The 15189-nt window shown below is 66.5% G+C and carries 14 protein-coding genes; 4 read left to right on the top strand and 10 right to left on the bottom strand.

The genetic code is table 11. The annotated features are described in order from the left end of the window. Positions 1 to 94 precede the first annotated feature (94 nt). The 4 genes from APZ15_RS42500 (at position 95) to APZ15_RS02915 (ending at position 2391) form a co-directional block, all read left to right on the top strand. Complete coding sequence (locus tag APZ15_RS42500) at positions 95 to 220, top strand: hypothetical protein (RefSeq protein WP_255221839.1); 126 nt, start codon at positions 95 to 97, stop codon at positions 218 to 220. Positions 221 to 546: 326 nt separating this feature from the next. Further along, on the top strand, positions 547 to 1218 hold the full coding sequence (locus APZ15_RS02925) for a CsgG/HfaB family protein (RefSeq protein WP_182670311.1): 672 nt from the start codon (positions 547 to 549) through the stop codon (positions 1216 to 1218). Between the two features lie 56 nt (positions 1219 to 1274). Continuing rightward, the gene (locus APZ15_RS02920; protein ID WP_027788934.1) at positions 1275 to 1706 is read left to right on the top strand and encodes a DUF4810 domain-containing protein; all 432 of its coding nucleotides are present in this window, start codon (positions 1275 to 1277) and stop codon (positions 1704 to 1706) included. 10 nt (positions 1707 to 1716) lie between these two features. After that, positions 1717 to 2391: a DUF799 domain-containing protein gene (locus tag APZ15_RS02915; RefSeq protein ID WP_027788935.1), complete on the top strand. Its 675-nt coding sequence runs from the start codon at positions 1717 to 1719 to the stop codon at positions 2389 to 2391. Between the two features lie 146 nt (positions 2392 to 2537). Here APZ15_RS02915 and APZ15_RS02910 read toward each other — a convergent pair whose 3' ends face one another. The 10 genes from APZ15_RS02910 to APZ15_RS02865 form a co-directional block, all read right to left on the bottom strand. After that, the gene (locus tag APZ15_RS02910) at positions 2538 to 3839 is read right to left on the bottom strand and encodes an NAD(P)/FAD-dependent oxidoreductase (RefSeq protein WP_027788936.1); all 1302 of its coding nucleotides are present in this window, start codon (positions 3837 to 3839) and stop codon (positions 2538 to 2540) included. A 24-nt stretch (positions 3840 to 3863) separates the two neighbouring features. Then, positions 3864 to 5168, bottom strand: a complete 1305-nt coding sequence (locus tag APZ15_RS02905) for an NAD(P)/FAD-dependent oxidoreductase (protein WP_027788937.1) — start codon at positions 5166 to 5168, stop codon at positions 3864 to 3866. A 112-nt stretch (positions 5169 to 5280) separates the two neighbouring features. Next, on the bottom strand, positions 5281 to 6846 hold the full coding sequence (locus tag APZ15_RS02900; RefSeq protein WP_027788938.1) for a DUF3138 family protein: 1566 nt from the start codon (positions 6844 to 6846) through the stop codon (positions 5281 to 5283). A gap of 116 nt (positions 6847 to 6962) precedes the next feature. Continuing rightward, the gene (locus tag APZ15_RS02895; RefSeq protein WP_027788939.1) at positions 6963 to 7802 is read right to left on the bottom strand and encodes an ABC transporter permease subunit; all 840 of its coding nucleotides are present in this window, start codon (positions 7800 to 7802) and stop codon (positions 6963 to 6965) included. Continuing rightward, a complete protein-coding gene (locus APZ15_RS02890; RefSeq protein ID WP_027788940.1) occupies positions 7799 to 8785 on the bottom strand; it encodes an ABC transporter permease subunit in 987 nt (328 codons plus the stop codon). Before APZ15_RS02890 ends, APZ15_RS02895 begins: the two co-directional genes overlap by 4 nt. Positions 8786 to 8795: 10 nt before the next feature. After that, the gene (locus APZ15_RS02885; protein WP_027788941.1) at positions 8796 to 9950 is read right to left on the bottom strand and encodes an ABC transporter ATP-binding protein; all 1155 of its coding nucleotides are present in this window, start codon (positions 9948 to 9950) and stop codon (positions 8796 to 8798) included. Between the two features lie 188 nt (positions 9951 to 10138). Further along, positions 10139 to 11254 carry a polyamine ABC transporter substrate-binding protein gene (locus APZ15_RS02880; RefSeq protein WP_027788942.1) on the bottom strand — a complete coding sequence of 372 codons (1116 nt, stop codon included), beginning with the start codon at positions 11252 to 11254 and terminating at the stop codon, positions 10139 to 10141. 61 nt (positions 11255 to 11315) lie between these two features. After that, complete coding sequence (locus tag APZ15_RS02875) at positions 11316 to 12749, bottom strand: aspartate aminotransferase family protein (RefSeq protein WP_057056441.1); 1434 nt, start codon at positions 12747 to 12749, stop codon at positions 11316 to 11318. Between the two features lie 37 nt (positions 12750 to 12786). Further along, complete coding sequence (locus APZ15_RS02870) at positions 12787 to 14124, bottom strand: glutamine synthetase family protein (protein ID WP_027788944.1); 1338 nt, start codon at positions 14122 to 14124, stop codon at positions 12787 to 12789. A 29-nt stretch (positions 14125 to 14153) separates the two neighbouring features. Continuing rightward, complete coding sequence (locus APZ15_RS02865) at positions 14154 to 14942, bottom strand: gamma-glutamyl-gamma-aminobutyrate hydrolase family protein (protein ID WP_027788946.1); 789 nt, start codon at positions 14940 to 14942, stop codon at positions 14154 to 14156. Positions 14943 to 15189 lie beyond the last annotated feature (247 nt).

The raw sequence follows: 15189 nt of genomic DNA, 5'->3' as shown, positions 1-15189 counted from the left end.
GTGATTATTCTCGGGATATGGGTAATGCGGATGGGCGGTACGGACAATATATCTTGATATTGCCGGATTCGGGATCGATCGCCGGAGACAACAAATGAAAATCGGCACGCTGCGTCCACATGCCTGCAAAGCCCCTGTCGGCGAGGAATTGCGCCGATTCGACCGCGCGCGTCGGATAAGTAAGAAAATCGTCAACTATTATCAAGATTCCTCATCTTGATAAGCAGGCTTGATATGATCGCGAAAAATCATATACGGGGCCGATCATGCGCGATCAACAGCGCAGTAACCAGAATAACGGTGTAGCCGGCGCGCGCGAGCCTGTCGCGTACCGCGCCGCGCATCCGCATGTCGTCGCAACGCACGGGTTGCGCGCCCCTTTCACTCATCTACTGCCACCGCCGGTGCGGCGATGAACGCGCGTGCGTCCATCGCGCCGATGCACGCATCCCCGTTCGCACCGCAACCGTTTCGACCGCCGGGTCGTTTGCGAGCCGGCGTGCCCGTTCCGGGCCATCTTTCCACACAAGGAGACCAACAGTGAACATTCAGACACGACGCACCGTCCTCGTGGCGGCGGCGCTCGTTGCGGCGCTGTCCGGCTGCGCGACCGAATCGTCGCGCACGCTCGATGTGCCGGCCGTGAGCAGCGCGCAGAAACCGTACGCGGGCAAGCCCGTCGCGATCGCGGTCGGCAAGTTCGACAACCGCTCGAGCTACATGCGCGGCATCTTCTCGGACGGCATCGACCGCCTCGGCGGGCAGGCGAAGACGATCCTCGTCACGCGCCTGCAGCAGAGCCGCCGCTTCAACGTGCTCGATCGCGAGAATCTCGACGAGATCAAGCAGGAAGCCGGCTTCATGAAGAAGGCGCAGGCGGTGAAGGGCGCGAACTACGTGGTGACCGGCGACGTGACCGAATTCGGCCGCAAGGACGTCGGCGATCACCAGCTGTTCGGCATCCTCGGCCGCGGCAAGACGCAGGTCGCATACGCGAAGGTCAACCTGAACATCGTCGACACGACGACGTCGGAAGTCGTCGCATCGAGCCAGGGCGCGGGCGAGTTCAGCCTGTCGAACCGCGAGGTGATCGGCTTCGGCGGCACCGCCGGCTATGACTCGACGCTCAACGGCAAGGTGCTGGATCTCGCGATCCAGGAGGCCGTGAACCATCTCGTCGACCAGGTCGACGCCGGCACGCTGAAGGTGCCGCAATAAGCGCCGTGCGCGACACGCGCTCGACGAATCACTCACTCATCGAAAGAGACAAGACCATGAAACGGGGAATCTGGCTGCCGGCGACGGCGGCCGCCATGCTGCTCGCGGGCTGCGCGGCGCCGACCACGCCGCCGCTCTATCAGTGGAACGGCTATCAGCCGCAGGTGTACGAATACTTCAAGGGGCAAAGCTCGCCGCAACAGCAGATCGACGCGCTCGAGAAGGCGCTGCAGGAGATCCGCGCGAAGGGTAACAAGCCGCCGCCCGGCTTCCATGCGCATCTCGGGATGCTCTACGCGAGCGTCGGCAACGGGCAACAGGCCACGCAGTCGTTCGAGGCCGAGAAGGCGCTCTTTCCGGAATCCGCGCCGTACATGGATTTCCTGATGAAGAAGAAGGCCGTGAATCCGCAGGCCGCGAACCCGAAGGCCGCCGACCAGACGATCGCCGGCCGGAAGCAAGCCGATCCGACTCCCGCCCAACAGTAACGTGCGTGCCATGATCAAGACACTTTCATTCAAGCTGCTGTCCGTGCTGTCGCTCGTCGCGCTGCTGAGCGCATGCGCGCAACCCGTCAAGCGTCCCGACTACACGGCCTTCAAGAAGAGCCAGCCGCGCTCGATCCTCGTGCTGCCGCCGGTCAACGAGACCACCGATGTCGGCGCGACCTACGGGGTGCTGTCGCAGATGACGCAGCCGCTCGCCGAGTCGGGCTACTACGTGGTGCCGGTCGCGGTGATGGACGAGACCTTCAAGCAGAACGGCCTCGCGAACGCGGCCGAGATCCAGAACACGTCGCCGGCGAAGCTGCGCGAGATCTTCGGTGCGGATGCCGCGCTCTATTCGAAGATCACCCAATACGGCTCCGTCTACCAGGTGGTGGACAGCACGACGGTGGTCGCGGCGTCGGCGAAGCTCGTCGACCTGAAGAGCGGCGACGTGCTGTGGCAGGGCGAGGGCCGTGCGACCGGCAAGGAAGTCGGCAACTCCATGAGCGTCAATGCGTTCGGTGTCGTCGGGATGCTGGTGCAGGCGGCCGTCAAGCAGGTCGCGCATTCGCTGACCGACGAAGCGCACGATGTGGCCGGGCTGACCAGCAGCCGGTTGTTGTCGGCGGGGCCGCCGAACGGGTTGCTGTACGGGCCGCACTCGCCGAAGTACGGGACTGACTGACCCGCGCGGATGCAGCGGCTTCGGCCGGTCGGGCAGGCCAGGTCGCCTGCCTGCCGCGCCGGCGCCGCGACATCCGGCACCAGGCGGCCGCGTTCGCGCGGCCGTTTTGCATGGCGGGCGGCGGCGCTCGCCGCCCGCGCCGCCGCTCAATGCACGCCGAACGCGTCGAGCAGCCGGTACCAGCTCATCGCGAGCACGAGCGCCGGCGTGCGCAATGCCTCGCCGCCCGGGAAGTCGCGATGGCGGATCTTGTCGAACAGGTCGAAGCGGCTCGCCTGCCCGTCGATCGCCTCGGCGATCAGCTTGCCCGCGAGCGCGGTCGTGTTCACGCCGTGCCCCGAGAAGCCCTGCGCGAAATACATCGTCGGCGCGATGCGGCCGAAGTGCGGCGCGCGGTTCATCGTGATGTCGACGAAGCCGCCCCACGCGTAGTCGACCTTCACGTCCGCGAGCTGCGGGAACGTCTTCAGCATGTCCGCGCGCATCGCCGCGGCGAGATCGCGCGGCTCCCGCGTCGAATAGCTGACCTTGCCGCCCCACACGAGCCGCGTGTCGGGCGCCGGCCGGAAATAGTCGAGCACGAAGCGGCTGTCGCAGATCGCCGCGCGCGCCGGCATCAGCGCGGCGGCGCGCGCTTCGCCGAGCGGCTCGGTCGCGATCACGTAGGTGCCGACCGGCATGATCTTCTTCGACAGCGCGGGCGCGAGCGTGCCGACGAAGGTGTTGCACGCGAGCACGACGAAGCGTGCGCGCACGTTGCCGCCGCTCGTCTCGACGACATGGCCGCCCGCGACGTCGCGCACGCGCGTCACGCAGCTGTCCTCGTGGATGCGCACGCCCGCACCGGTGGCCGCGCGCGCGAGGCCGAGCGTGTAGTTCAGCGGATGGAGGTGGCCGCTGTCCGGGTCGTACAGGCCGCCGCAATAGCGGTCGGATTGCACGTAGTCGCCGAGTTCGTCGGCTTCGACGAAGTGGAAGCGGTCGTAGCCGAAGCGCTTCGCGGCCTCGTCGCGCCAGCGCTTGAGCGAATCGGCATCGCGTTCGGTGTTCGCGGCGGTCAGGTAGCCGGGCACCAGCGCGCAGTCGATGTCGTGTTGCGCGATGCGCGACTTCACGAGCGACAGCGTTTCGAGCCCCATGTCCCAGATGCGCTTCACGTCGCCTTCCGGCATGAACTGCGCAAACGTATCGATATCGCACGCGAACCCGCCGATCAGCTGGCCGCCGTTGCGGCCGCTCGCCGCCCATCCGACCCGCGACGCTTCGAGCACGGTCACCGAATGGCCGCGCTCGGCGAGGTTGAGCGCGGCGGACAGGCCCGTGAGGCCCGCGCCGATCACGCACACGTCGGCATCGATCGTGCCGGCGAGCGGCGCGTGGCGGGTCGTATCGTTGGCGGTCGCCGCGTAGTAGGACGCGACGTGCGGCTGGTTGGCGAATGTCTGCATGGTCAGGAGGACGGATAAATGGGCTTAGAACAGCTCGCGCACGCGGTGGTACAGCATCCCGAGCTCGAGCGCGGGTTGCCGCCACGCGTCGCCGCCGGGGAAGCGCCGGTGGCGCATGCGTGCGAACAGGTCGAACGCGCGCGTGTCGCCCGCGATCGCACCGGCAACCGCGCGTCCGGCGATGCCGGTGAGCGCGACGCCGTGCCCGCTGAAGCCCTGGACGTAGAAGAAGTTCGGATCGAGCGCGCCGAAATCCGGCGCGCGGTTGCGCGTGACGTCGACGAAGCCGCCCCACGCGTGGTCGACGCGCACATCGCCGAGCTGCGGGAACACGCCGACCATGCGCCGCCGGATCGTTTCGGCGAGCGTGGCGGGTGACGCGCCGGCCGAATTCGCGCGGCCGCCGAACAGCATGCGGTGGTCGGCCGACAGCCGGAAATAGTCGAGGAAGAAGTTGTTGTCGCACACGGCCTCGCGCTGCGCGATCAGTGCATCGGCGCGTGCCTGGCCGAGCGGCTCGGTCGCGATGATGTACGACGCGATCGGCGCGATGCGTGCAGCCGTCGCGGCCGGCAGCACGCCGCCCGGGCCCGCGTTGCAGCACGACACGACGAAGCGGCAGCGCACGTCGCCCGACGGCGTGCGCACGACGGGCCGCGCGCCGCGCACGACGTCGAGCGCGGGCGTGTGCGCGTACAGCGCGACGCCTTCGCGCCGCGCGGCATCGGCGAGGCCGAGGCAGTACTTGAGCGGATGCAGGTGGCCCGACAGCGGATCGTAGACACCCGCGAGATAGCGCGTCGACGCGATGCGCGCGCGGATCGCGCCGGTGTCGAGCCATGACAGCGACGGATGGCCCCAGCGCCCGGTCGCGGCGTCCATCCACGCGCGCAGGTCGTCGATGCGGCGCGGCTTCGTCGCGACCGTCAGGTAGCCGCGCGTGAAGTCGCAGTCGATCCCGTAACGCGCGATCCGCTCGGCGATCAGCGCGACGCCGTCGAGCGACAGCGACCACGCGGCGCGTGCGCCGTCGGCGCCGAGCTGCCGCTCGATTTCCTCGTCCTTCGCGAAGCCGGTGATCGCCTGCCCGCCGTTGCGGCCCGACGCGCCCCAGCCGGGACGGTGCGCATCGATGACCGCGACCGACAGCCCGCGCGCGCGGCAGTCGAGCGCCGTCGACAGGCCGGCGAAGCCGGCGCCGATCACGCAGACGTCGACGTCGATCGTGTCTTCGAGCACTGGGTCGTCGGCGGCCGGCCGCACGGCCGTCGCCTCGTAGTACGAGTCGCGCGCGAGCGCATCGGCGCGGCGGGTGAAAGACTGCGTCATCAGACCGACTCCCTCGTTGCGGCCGGCACGCGATGCGCGATGCATCGTGCGGCGGCCGGTAAAAACGGCGCGGGACGCCGTGCGCGCGGCACGGCGTCCCGCGTGTGCTGCGTCAGAACGAATAGATGAACTGCGTCGCGAGCAGGTCGTTGGACTTGCCGTACGACCCGTCGTTGCGCAGGAACACCTTGTTGTTCGCCCAGTCGTGCCGGTATTCGACCTTCACGGTGATCTGCTGGGTCGGGTAGAACAGCAGGTCGAGCGCGACGTCCTGGCGTACCGCCCCCTTGCACTCGAAGCCCAGGCCGCCGCCGGCCTTCGACTGCGCGAGGCAGTCCGCGTCGACGCCGAAGCCGTTGCTCGGATCCATCCCGTTGCCGTTCAGCGCGATGCCGCCGCCGCCGCCGCCGTTCTTCGAGTTGGCGAGCAGGTCGTAGCGCAGCGTCACGCCCATGCGGCCGACCACCGGCGCGTTGAACTTGCGGTGCGCGAGCAGCGACAGGCCGTACCACTGAGCGAGCCCGCCGTTGAACGCCGCATGCTGCTGACGGCCGTAGTCGACTTCCGCGTTGTACTGAATGTCGGCGAGCGTGTAGGTCGCGTCGAGTTCACCGAAGAAGAACGAACCGTACGCGCTCGGTGCCGCCCCGCCCGGGCCATAGTTGGCGTTGCCGTTCGCATCGAGCGCGCTTGCGAGCGTCTGCCGCCCGATGTTGAACGACCCGCCGATGTCGAGCGCGCTCGACCACGTGTAGTCCGCGCGCGCGGTGAAGGTCGGCACCTTGTTGCTGGTCGTGATCGGGTCGCCGAGTGCGTTGGTGCCCTTCTGCGTGACCGAACCGTACGTGCGGTACTGCTCGTTGCCGAGGAAGAACTTCCACGCCCAGTTGCCCTTCGTGTAGTTCGCGCCGATACCGACGTAGCTGCCCGGATCCGAGAAATCGTACAGCAGGTTGTGCGTGAGCGTGAGCATCTGGTTCGACTGCTGCACCTCGTAGCCGCCGAAGCTCGGGATCAAACCGGCGACGAGTGTCGTCTCGGCGGTGATCGGCACGTTGATGACCGCCGTGTTCAGCAGGTTGTCGGTGATCGAGCCGCGCGAGTTCTGCAGCAGCGTGATGCCGTTGCCGCGGTTCGGCATCAGCGTGATTTCCGCCGACGGTGCCATCGGGCCGACGCCGAAGGTCTTCTTGATGTCGAGGTAGAGATCGCCGAACGTGCTGTTGAAGTAGTTGTACGCGTTCTCGTGGTTCGCGAACAGGAACGACGACGTACCGGCCGCGCGGTTGTAGATGTAGGTCGGGTCGATGTAGCCCGTGACCGACAGGCCGGCCAGCGGGCCCGTGTTGGCCGCGTCCGTCAGCGAATCGACCTTCAGCTGCTGGTTCGCGATCTGCTGCTTCATTTCGCCGACTTCGTCGTTGGTCAGCGTCGCCTGCGCCTTGCCGTAGTCCGGCGAGCCCGGATCGACGGCCACGGCGACCGGCGCGGCCTTCGTGCCGGCCTGGGCGGTCGCGGTGCCGCCCTTCGCCGAAAGCTGCGCCTGCATCGCCTTCATCTGCTTCTGCAGCGCCGCGACCTGCGCCTGCAGTGCCTTGATCTCGGCGGATGTCGAGTCGGCCAGCGCGATGCCCGGCAACGCGCCGGCCACCAGCAGGCAGATCAGTTTCTTCTTCATTGCGGATTCTCCTTGTCGTGCGCCTGTCAAATCGGGATCGAATCGCGCGCCCCCCCTGGGGCAGCGCGCCTTGCTTGTCTGCACTGCTTGTTATCTTCGAAGCCGGAGGTGCGTCGTCACGCCACCGCGAACGCCGCCTTCATGTCGGCCACGCGGCGCCGCTCGCGCGCGATCATCATCCGGTTCACGACGATCACGCCGATCGTCACCGCCGTGATGAACAGCGTCGCCAGCGCGTTCATCTCCGGGTTCAGCCCCAGCCGCACGCGCGAGAACACCACCAGCGGCAACGTCGTCGACCCCGGCCCCGACAGGAACGCCGACAGCACCAGGTCGTCGATCGACAGCGTGAACGACAGCAGCCACCCCGACAGCAGCGCCTGCGAGATCAGCGGCAGCGTCACCACGAAGAACACCTTCAGCGGCGTTGCGCCCAGATCGAGCGCCGCCTCCTCCAGCGACTTGTTCATCTCCTTCACGCGCGACTGCACGATGATCGCCACGTACGACACGCACAGCATCACGTGGCCGATCCAGATCGTCACCATCCCGCGCCCCTTCGGCCAGCCGAACATCTGCTCCAGCGCAACGAACAGCAACAACAGCGAGATGCCCTGGATCACTTCCGGAATCACCAGCGGCGCGTTGATCATCCCCGTGTACAGCGTGAAGCCCTTGAAGCGGCCGAAGCGCGCGAGCACGAAACCCGCCCACGTGCCGATCACGACCGACGCGGTGGCCGTCAAGAGGCCGATCTTCAGCGACAGCCACGCGGCGGTCAGCAGCTCGTCGTCGTCCAGCAGCGCGCTGTACCACTTCAGCGAGAAGCCCGACCACACGGTCACCAGCTTCGACTCGTTGAACGAGTACACCACCAGGCTGATGATCGGGATGTACAGGAACAGGAAGCCGAAGGCGAGGACGCCCGTCGACAGCGGTTTGCTCGGCTTGATCATTTCGCGTCCTCCAGTTCCTTGACCTGGTAGTACTGGAACAGCGCCATCGGCACCAGCAGCAGCATCACCATCGCGACCGTCACCGCGGACGCCATCGGCCAGTCCATGTTGTTGAAGAATTCATCCCACATCACGCGCCCGATCATCAGCGTGTCGGCGCCGCCCAGCAGTTCCGGAATCACGTACTCGCCCACCGCCGGGATGAACACCAGCAGGCTGCCGGCGATGATCCCGTTCTTCGACAGCGGCAGCGTGATGCGCGTGAACGCGACCCACGGCTTCGCACCGAGGTCGTATGCGGCCTCGAGCAGCGTGAGGTCCATCTTCACGAGGTGCGCGTACAGCGGCATCACCATGAACGGCAGGTACGAATAGACCATCCCGATGTAGACGCCCGCGTCGCTGTGATAGAGGCGCAGCGGCGTGTGGATGATGCCCAGCGCGATCAGCGTGTGGTTCAGGAGGCCGTCGTCCTTCAGGATCCCGATCCACGCGTACACGCGGATCAGGAACGACGTCCAGAACGGCAGCATCACGGCCATCATCAGCACGTTGCGGCGGTTCGGTTCCGAGCGCGCGATGTAGTACGCCATCGGATAGCCGATCAGCAGGCACAGCACGGTCGACACGGCGGCCATCTTCAGCGAGCTGAGGTAGGTCGCGATGTACAGGTCGTCCTGCAGCAGGAACGCGTAGTGCGACAGCTGCAGCGCGAAGTGCACGACGCCATCCTTGATCTCGACGAGCGACGTGTACGGCGGGATGCCCATCACCTGGTCGGCGAAGCTGATCTTCAGCACCAGCACGAACGGCAGCGCGAAGAAGATCGCGAGCCACACGAACGGCACGCCGATCGCGACGCTGCGGCCCGACGGCAGGAAGCGCGACAGCATCGAGAAACGGCCCGGGCGCGATCTGCCGGCGCCGGTGCTCGCGGCGCCGGCAGACACCGGCGCGGACGGAGTGGAAGCGGAGGTTCTCATCGTGGCGTCCTCACTGCGTCAGCACGACGCCGCTGGCCGGCGACCACGACACGAACACGTCGTCGTTCCACGCCGGCGCGTTGTCGTTCATCAGGTGCGAGCTCGACAGGTTCGACACCACCGTCTTGCCGCTCGGCAGGCGCACGTGGTACAGCGAGTAGCTGCCCATGTACGCGATGTCGGTCACGACGCCGCGCGCCCAGTTGTGTTTCGAGCCCGGTTTCTCGCGCGACACGTGCACGCGCTCCGGACGCACCGAGATGCCGACCGGCATGCCGAGCGGGCCCGTCACGCCGTGGCTCACGTACATGCGCGCTTCGAGGTCGTCGCTTTCGACGAAGATGTGGTCGGGTTCGTCCTCGACCACGCGTCCTTCGAAGAGGTTGGTCGAGCCGATGAATTCGGCCGAGAAACGGCTGTTCGGGTATTCGTAGACTTCGCCGGGCGAGCCGATCTGCACGATCTTGCCTTCGCTCATCACCGCGAGGCGGCTCGCCATCGTCATCGCTTCTTCCTGGTCGTGCGTGACCATCACGCAGGTCACGTCGACCTTCTCGATGATGTTCACCAGTTCGAGCTGGGTCTTCTGACGGATCTTCTTGTCGAGCGCGGACATCGGCTCGTCGAGCAGCAGCAGCTTCGGGCGCTTGACCAGCGAACGGGCGAGCGCGACGCGCTGCTGCTGGCCGCCGGAGAGCTGATGCGGCTTGCGCTTCGCGTACTTGCTCATCTGCACGAGCGCGAGCGCGTCGGCCACGCGTTCCCGGATCTCGTTCTTCGGTGTGCCTTCCTGCTTCAGGCCGAACGCGACGTTCGATTCGACCGTCATGTGCGGGAACAGCGCGTACGACTGGAACATCATGTTGACCGGGCGGCGGTACGGCGGCAGCGACGCGAGGTCCTCGCCGTCGACGAAGATCTTGCCGGAGGTGGCCGTTTCCAGCCCGGCGAGCATGCGCAGCAGCGTCGACTTGCCGCAGCCCGAGCTGCCGAGCAGCGCGAACAGCTCGTTCTTCGCGATCGTCAGGTTCACGTTGTCGACGGCCGTGCTGTCGCCGAATTTCTTCACGACGTTTTCGATGCGCACGAAGGCGTCGTTTTGCGTACGGGCCGCGGGGGCCGGTTGGGTCTGTCGTGCAGCAGCGGAAGAGGGTATCGATTGCATGGGATTCACCATTCGTTCTTCACGGATTGCAGGCGTGAGCGTCCCCGCGCGAGGCGCACAATGCGACTCACGGACAACGGCTCGTGCCGGATGGAACAGTGCGCGCGGCGCGCGCGGGCGGATGGAGGTCCGCGGATCTCAGGCGGGCAGGCGTGAAGCGATGCCTGCGCCGCCGGAATGCTTCGCGATCAGTGGCCCGTCTTCAGCTGGGCCCACAGACGGTTCTCGAGGCGCAGGATGTCGGCCGGCATCGGCTTCATCAGCACCATCTTCTTCAGCACGTCTTCGGGCGGGTAGACGGTCGGGTCCTGCGCGACGGCCGGCGTGACGAACTGGTGCGCGGCCTTGTTCGCGGTCGGGTAGAACACCGTGTTGGTGATCGCCGCGTTGACCTTCGGATCGGACACGTAGTTGATCCACTTCAGGGCGGCCTCTGGGTGCGGTGCATCCTTCGGGATCACCATCACGTCGAACCACAGCAGGCCGCCTTCCTTCGGGTTCGAGAACTTGATGTCGTACGAGCGCTTCGCTTCGGCCGAGCGGCGATGCGCGATGCCGACGTCGCCCGACCAGCCGAGCACGACGCACACGTCGTTGTTCGCGAGGTCGTTGATGTAGCCGGACGAGTTGAACTGGGTGATGTACGGGCGGACTTTCTTCAGGACTTCGAACGCGGCCTGGTAATCGCCGGGGTTGGTGCTGTTCGGGTTCTTGCCCATGTATTGCAGCGTCGCGGCGAACACGTCGACGGCCTGGTCGAGGAACGACACGCCGCAGCTCTTCAGCTTTTCCATGTTGGCCGGGTCGAACACCAGCGCCCAGCTGTCGACCGGCGCCTTGTCGCCGAGTGCCTTCTTCACCGCCTGCGCGTTGTAGCCGATGCCGTCGGTGCCGTAGGCCCAGGGCACACCGTACTGGTTGCCCGGATCGGCGTCCGAGATCATCTTCATCAGCAGCGGGTCGAGGTTCGCGAGGTTCGGCAGCTTCGACTTGTCGAGCTTCTGGTACACGCCGGCCTGGATCTGCTTGGCCATGTAGTTCGACGTCGGCACGACGATGTCGTAACCCGAACTGCCGGCAAGCAGCTTCGCCTGAAGCGTGTCGTCGCTGTCGTAGTTGTCGTACTTGACGTGGATACCCGTCTGCTTCTGGAAGTTCGGGATCGTGTCCGGTGCGATGTAGTCGGACCAGTTGTAGACGTTCAGGTCCTCGGCATGCGCCGACGGGCTGGCGACCGACGTAAACGCGGCCGCGGCGGCAAGGGCGGCAACGGAACAGGCTTGGCGAAGAAAGCAGGCACGCATGGTGGAATTCCCCTGGTTATGGCGGCGTGCGGCGCCCGCCGCACGCCTGTAGGCAAAACCGTTACGAAATACCCAGTTGCTGGGCGGTTGCATCGACTGCTTTTTTCGCCTTCGATACGAGTTCATCGATTTCCTGACGCGAGATCACGAGCGGCGGCGACAGCAGCATACGGTCGCCGGTCGCGCGCATGATCAGGTTGCCGTTGAAGCAGAAGTCGCGGCAGATCGTGCCGACGTCGCCGCCGTTCGCGAAGCGACGGCGTTCGGCCGGTGCCTCGGCGAGCTGAAGGCTCGCGACGAGGCCGTGGCCGTGCACTTCGCCGACGATCGGGTGACGCGCGAAGGTCTCGCGCATCAGCGCCTGGAAGTACGGGCCCGTGTCGTTCTTCACGCGCTCGACGATCCCTTCGTCGCGCAGCAGCTTCAGGTTCGCGACCGCGACGGCTGCCGCCACCGGGTGGCCCGAGTACGTGAGGCCGTGGTTGAATTCGCCGTTGTCGATGATCGGCCGCGCCACGCGCTCGTGAATGCCGACAGCGCCCATCGGCACGTAGCCCGACGTGAGGCCCTTGGCCATCGTGATCAGGTCCGGCTCGAAGCCGAAGTGCTGGTGCGCGAACCATTCGCCGGTGCGCCCGAAGCCGCCGATCACTTCGTCCGCAACGAGCAGGATGTCGTACTTGCGGCAGATCCGCTGAATTTCCGGCCAGTACGTCGACGGCGGGAAGATCACGCCGCCCGCGCCCTGGAACGGCTCGCCGATGAACGCCGCGACGTTTTCCGCGCCGAGTTCGAGAATCTTCGCCTCGAGCTGCTGCGCGCGGGCCAGGCCGAACGCTTCCGGCGTTTCGCCGGCCGCCGCCTCGCCGAAGAAATACGGCTGGTCGATGTGCACGATGTTCTCGACCTTCGACGGCATCTGCTCGTGCATGTAGCCCATCCCGCCGAGCGTGCCGCCCGCGATCGTCGAGCCGTGGTAGCCGTTCTTGCGCGAGATCACGTACTTCTTCTGCGGCTGGCCCTGCACGCGCCAGTACTGGTGCACGAGACGCAACACGGTGTCGTTGCCTTCCGAGCCGCTGTTGCAATAGAAGAAGTGGTTGAAGCCCTTCGGCGTGACTTCCGCGAGCATCGCGGAGAGTTCGATCACCGGCGGGTGCGTGGTCTTGAAGAAGGTGTTGTAGAACGGCAGTTCCTGGATCTGGCGATACGCGGCGTCGGCGAGTTCCTTGCGGCCGTAGCCGACGTTCACGCACCAGAGGCCGGCCATCCCGTCGATGACCTTGTTGCCGTCCGAGTCCCACAGGTAGACGCCGTCGGCCTTCACGATCACGCGGCTGCCCGCGCGGTTCAGCGCGCCCATGTCCGAGAACGGGTGGATGTGGTGCGCGGCGTCGAGCGCGCGGTATTCGGCGGTCGAGCGCGCCTGCGTCGCGCGCGGTGCGGCGGCCGGCGCGGCGGGCTGGATCCAGGCAGATTCGTTGCGGTACGTCATGTTTCCTCCGTGTTTCCGTATTCGGTTGTGTGCACGCTCAGACGTGCAGCAGCAGATGGCGGCGTTCCCACGAGCTGATCACGCGGAAGAACGCTTCGTATTCGGTTTCCTTCAGCGCGAAATACGCCTTCAGGAACTTGTGGCCGAGGATCTCGCCGAGCGGCTCGCACGCGGCCATCAGCGTCAGCCCTTCCTCGAGGTTGCGCGGCAGCTGGTACGGCAGGTCGTAGCCGTCGCTGACGAGCGGCTCGGTCGGCTCCAGGCGCTGCGTCATGCCGAGGTAGCCGGCCGCGAGCGTCGCGGCGAGCGCGAGGTACGGGTTGCAGTCGACGCCCGGGATCCGGTTCTCGATGCGGCGCGCCGACGGGCCCGAGTGCGGGATGCGGAAGCCGACCGTGCGGTTGTCGTAGCCCCACTGCACGTTGATCGGCGCGGCCATGAAGCGCGACAGGCGGCGATACGAGTTGATGTACGGCGCGAAGATCGGCATCAGTGCGGGCGTGTATTTCTGCAGCCCCGCGAGGTAGTTGTAGAACATCGACGTCGCGCCGCCGGTTTCGGGCGACGTGAACAGGTTCTGGCCCGTTTCCTCGTCGACGATGCTCTGGTGCACGTGCATCGCCGAACCCGGTTCGTCTTCCATCGGCTTGGCCATGAACGTCGCGTACATGTTGTGACGCAGCGCGGCCTCGCGCACCGTGCGCTTGAACAGGAACACCTGGTCGGCCAGCGACAGCGCGTCGCCGTGCATGAAGTTGATCTCCATCTGCGCGGCGCCGACTTCGTGGATCAGCGTGTCGATGTCGAGGTTCTGCGATTCGCAGTACTCGTAGATGTCCTCGAACAGCGGGTCGAACTCGTTGACGGCCTCGATCGAATACGACTGGCGGCCCGTTTCCGGGCGGCCCGTGCGGCCGACCGGCGGACGCAGCGGCAGGTCGGGGTCCTTGTTCATGTCGACCAGGTAGAACTCGAGCTCGGGCGCGACGACGGGCTTCCAGCCCTTCGCCTTGTACAGGTCGAGCACGCGGCGCAGCACGTAGCGCGGCGAGATCTCGACCGGCGAGCCGTCGAAGTGCACGCAGTCGTGAATCACCTGCGCGGTCGGGTCGACGGCCCACGGAATCAGGCGGATCGTCGACGTGTCGGGCACGCACACCATGTCGGGGTCGGTCACGCCGGTCAGCGAACCGTCTTCCGGATATTCGCCGGTGACGGTCTGCACCATCACGGCTTGCGGCAGGCGCATCGATTCGCCGGACGTGAACTTGTTGCGAGGCGTGATCTTGCCGCGCGCGATGCCGGCCATGTCGGGAATGATCGCTTCGATCTCGGTGATCCGGTACTGCTTCAGGAAATCTTCGATGTCTTGCATGTCTGTTCTCGTTGGTTGGGTCGGCGCGCTCAGGCGAGCGCGGCGGCGGCCGTGGCGCACGTGCGGGCGGCGCGGCGCGCGCGGCAGGCATCGCCGAAGGCGCGGAAGATCGCGCTCGACAGCGGGTCCTGCGCATGCCGCCATTCCGGGTGCCACTGCACGGCGAGGGCGAAAGCCGGTGCATCGACGACGCTTACGGCTTCGATCAGGCCGTCCGGCGCGACGGCTTCGACGGCGAGGCCGGAGCCGAGCTGCGCGATGCCCTGCTTGTGCAGCGAGTTCACGCGCACTTCGTCGCGGCCGCCTGCGAGCGCGTGCAGCTTGCCGCCGGGCGTCAGTCGCACGACGTGCGCGGGGCCGTATTGCGTGTCCATCGGCGCGTCGTCGTCCTCGCGGTGATCGGCGAAGCCCGGCACTTCATGCACGCGCTGATGCAGCGTGCCGCCGCAGACGACGTTCAGCTCCTGGAAGCCGCGGCAGACTGCGAGCACCGGCACGCCCGCGGCGATCGCCGCGCGCAGCAGCGGCAGCGTCGTCGCATCGCGGGCCGGGTCGTGCTTCGTGCCGGGTGCGCTCGGTTCGCCGCCGTACAGGTGCGGCTCGACGTTCGAGTAGCTGCCGGTGAACAGCAGGCCGTCGACCGTGTCGAGGATGTCGTCGGTCGACTGGCGCTCGCCGAGCGCGGGCAGCACCATCGCGAGCGCTTGCGCGCCGTCGACGATCGCGGCGACGTATTTGTCGCCGACCGTATGCGACGCGTGTGCGCCGATCTGCGTGAGGTCGGCGGTGATGCCGACGAGTGGTTTCCTTCTTTCCATGACGTCAATCAGTTATCCGGAGGGTTGTCGCGTATGTCTTGCCGGATGTGGCGAAACGCCGGCGTGCAACAGCCCCGCAGCCTGGCGCAAAGCGCAAGGCCGCTGGTGAATGGGCGCAACGGGATGGCGTGGCGATCCGCGCTGCGCGCGACGATCAGGCCGTCGTTCGTTTCATTGCGATACGCGACGCGGCAACGAATGCGCGAACGCGTTCCGTCACCGCATGGACCATGCGGTTGGCGAATCA

It is taken from the genome of Burkholderia cepacia ATCC 25416 (assembly GCF_001411495.1).
Classification (GTDB): domain Bacteria; phylum Pseudomonadota; class Gammaproteobacteria; order Burkholderiales; family Burkholderiaceae; genus Burkholderia; species Burkholderia cepacia.
Note: the sequence above shows the minus strand (reverse complement) of the source record. Positions and strands in the feature narration are given on the sequence as shown.

What these genes read in the sequence shown, in the direction of transcription:
- APZ15_RS02880 (WP_027788942.1), bottom strand. Translation starts at nt 11,254, where the DNA reads ATGCGTGCCTGCTTTCTTCGCCAAGCCTGTTCCGTTGCCGCCCTTGCC.
- APZ15_RS02905 (WP_027788937.1), bottom strand. Translation starts at nt 5,168, where the DNA reads ATGACGCAGTCTTTCACCCGCCGCGCCGATGCGCTCGCGCGCGACTCG.
- APZ15_RS02915 (WP_027788935.1), top strand. Translation starts at nt 1,717, where the DNA reads ATGATCAAGACACTTTCATTCAAGCTGCTGTCCGTGCTGTCGCTCGTC.
- APZ15_RS02900 (WP_027788938.1), bottom strand. Translation starts at nt 6,846, where the DNA reads ATGAAGAAGAAACTGATCTGCCTGCTGGTGGCCGGCGCGTTGCCGGGC.
- APZ15_RS02885 (WP_027788941.1), bottom strand. Translation starts at nt 9,950, where the DNA reads ATGCAATCGATACCCTCTTCCGCTGCTGCACGACAGACCCAACCGGCC.
- APZ15_RS42500 (WP_255221839.1), top strand. Translation starts at nt 95, where the DNA reads ATGAAAATCGGCACGCTGCGTCCACATGCCTGCAAAGCCCCTGTCGGC.
- APZ15_RS02865 (WP_027788946.1), bottom strand. Translation starts at nt 14,942, where the DNA reads ATGGAAAGAAGGAAACCACTCGTCGGCATCACCGCCGACCTCACGCAG.
- APZ15_RS02920 (WP_027788934.1), top strand. Translation starts at nt 1,275, where the DNA reads ATGAAACGGGGAATCTGGCTGCCGGCGACGGCGGCCGCCATGCTGCTC.
- APZ15_RS02890 (WP_027788940.1), bottom strand. Translation starts at nt 8,785, where the DNA reads ATGAGAACCTCCGCTTCCACTCCGTCCGCGCCGGTGTCTGCCGGCGCC.
- APZ15_RS02910 (WP_027788936.1), bottom strand. Translation starts at nt 3,839, where the DNA reads ATGCAGACATTCGCCAACCAGCCGCACGTCGCGTCCTACTACGCGGCG.
- APZ15_RS02870 (WP_027788944.1), bottom strand. Translation starts at nt 14,124, where the DNA reads ATGCAAGACATCGAAGATTTCCTGAAGCAGTACCGGATCACCGAGATC.
- APZ15_RS02895 (WP_027788939.1), bottom strand. Translation starts at nt 7,802, where the DNA reads ATGATCAAGCCGAGCAAACCGCTGTCGACGGGCGTCCTCGCCTTCGGC.
- APZ15_RS02875 (WP_057056441.1), bottom strand. Translation starts at nt 12,749, where the DNA reads ATGACGTACCGCAACGAATCTGCCTGGATCCAGCCCGCCGCGCCGGCC.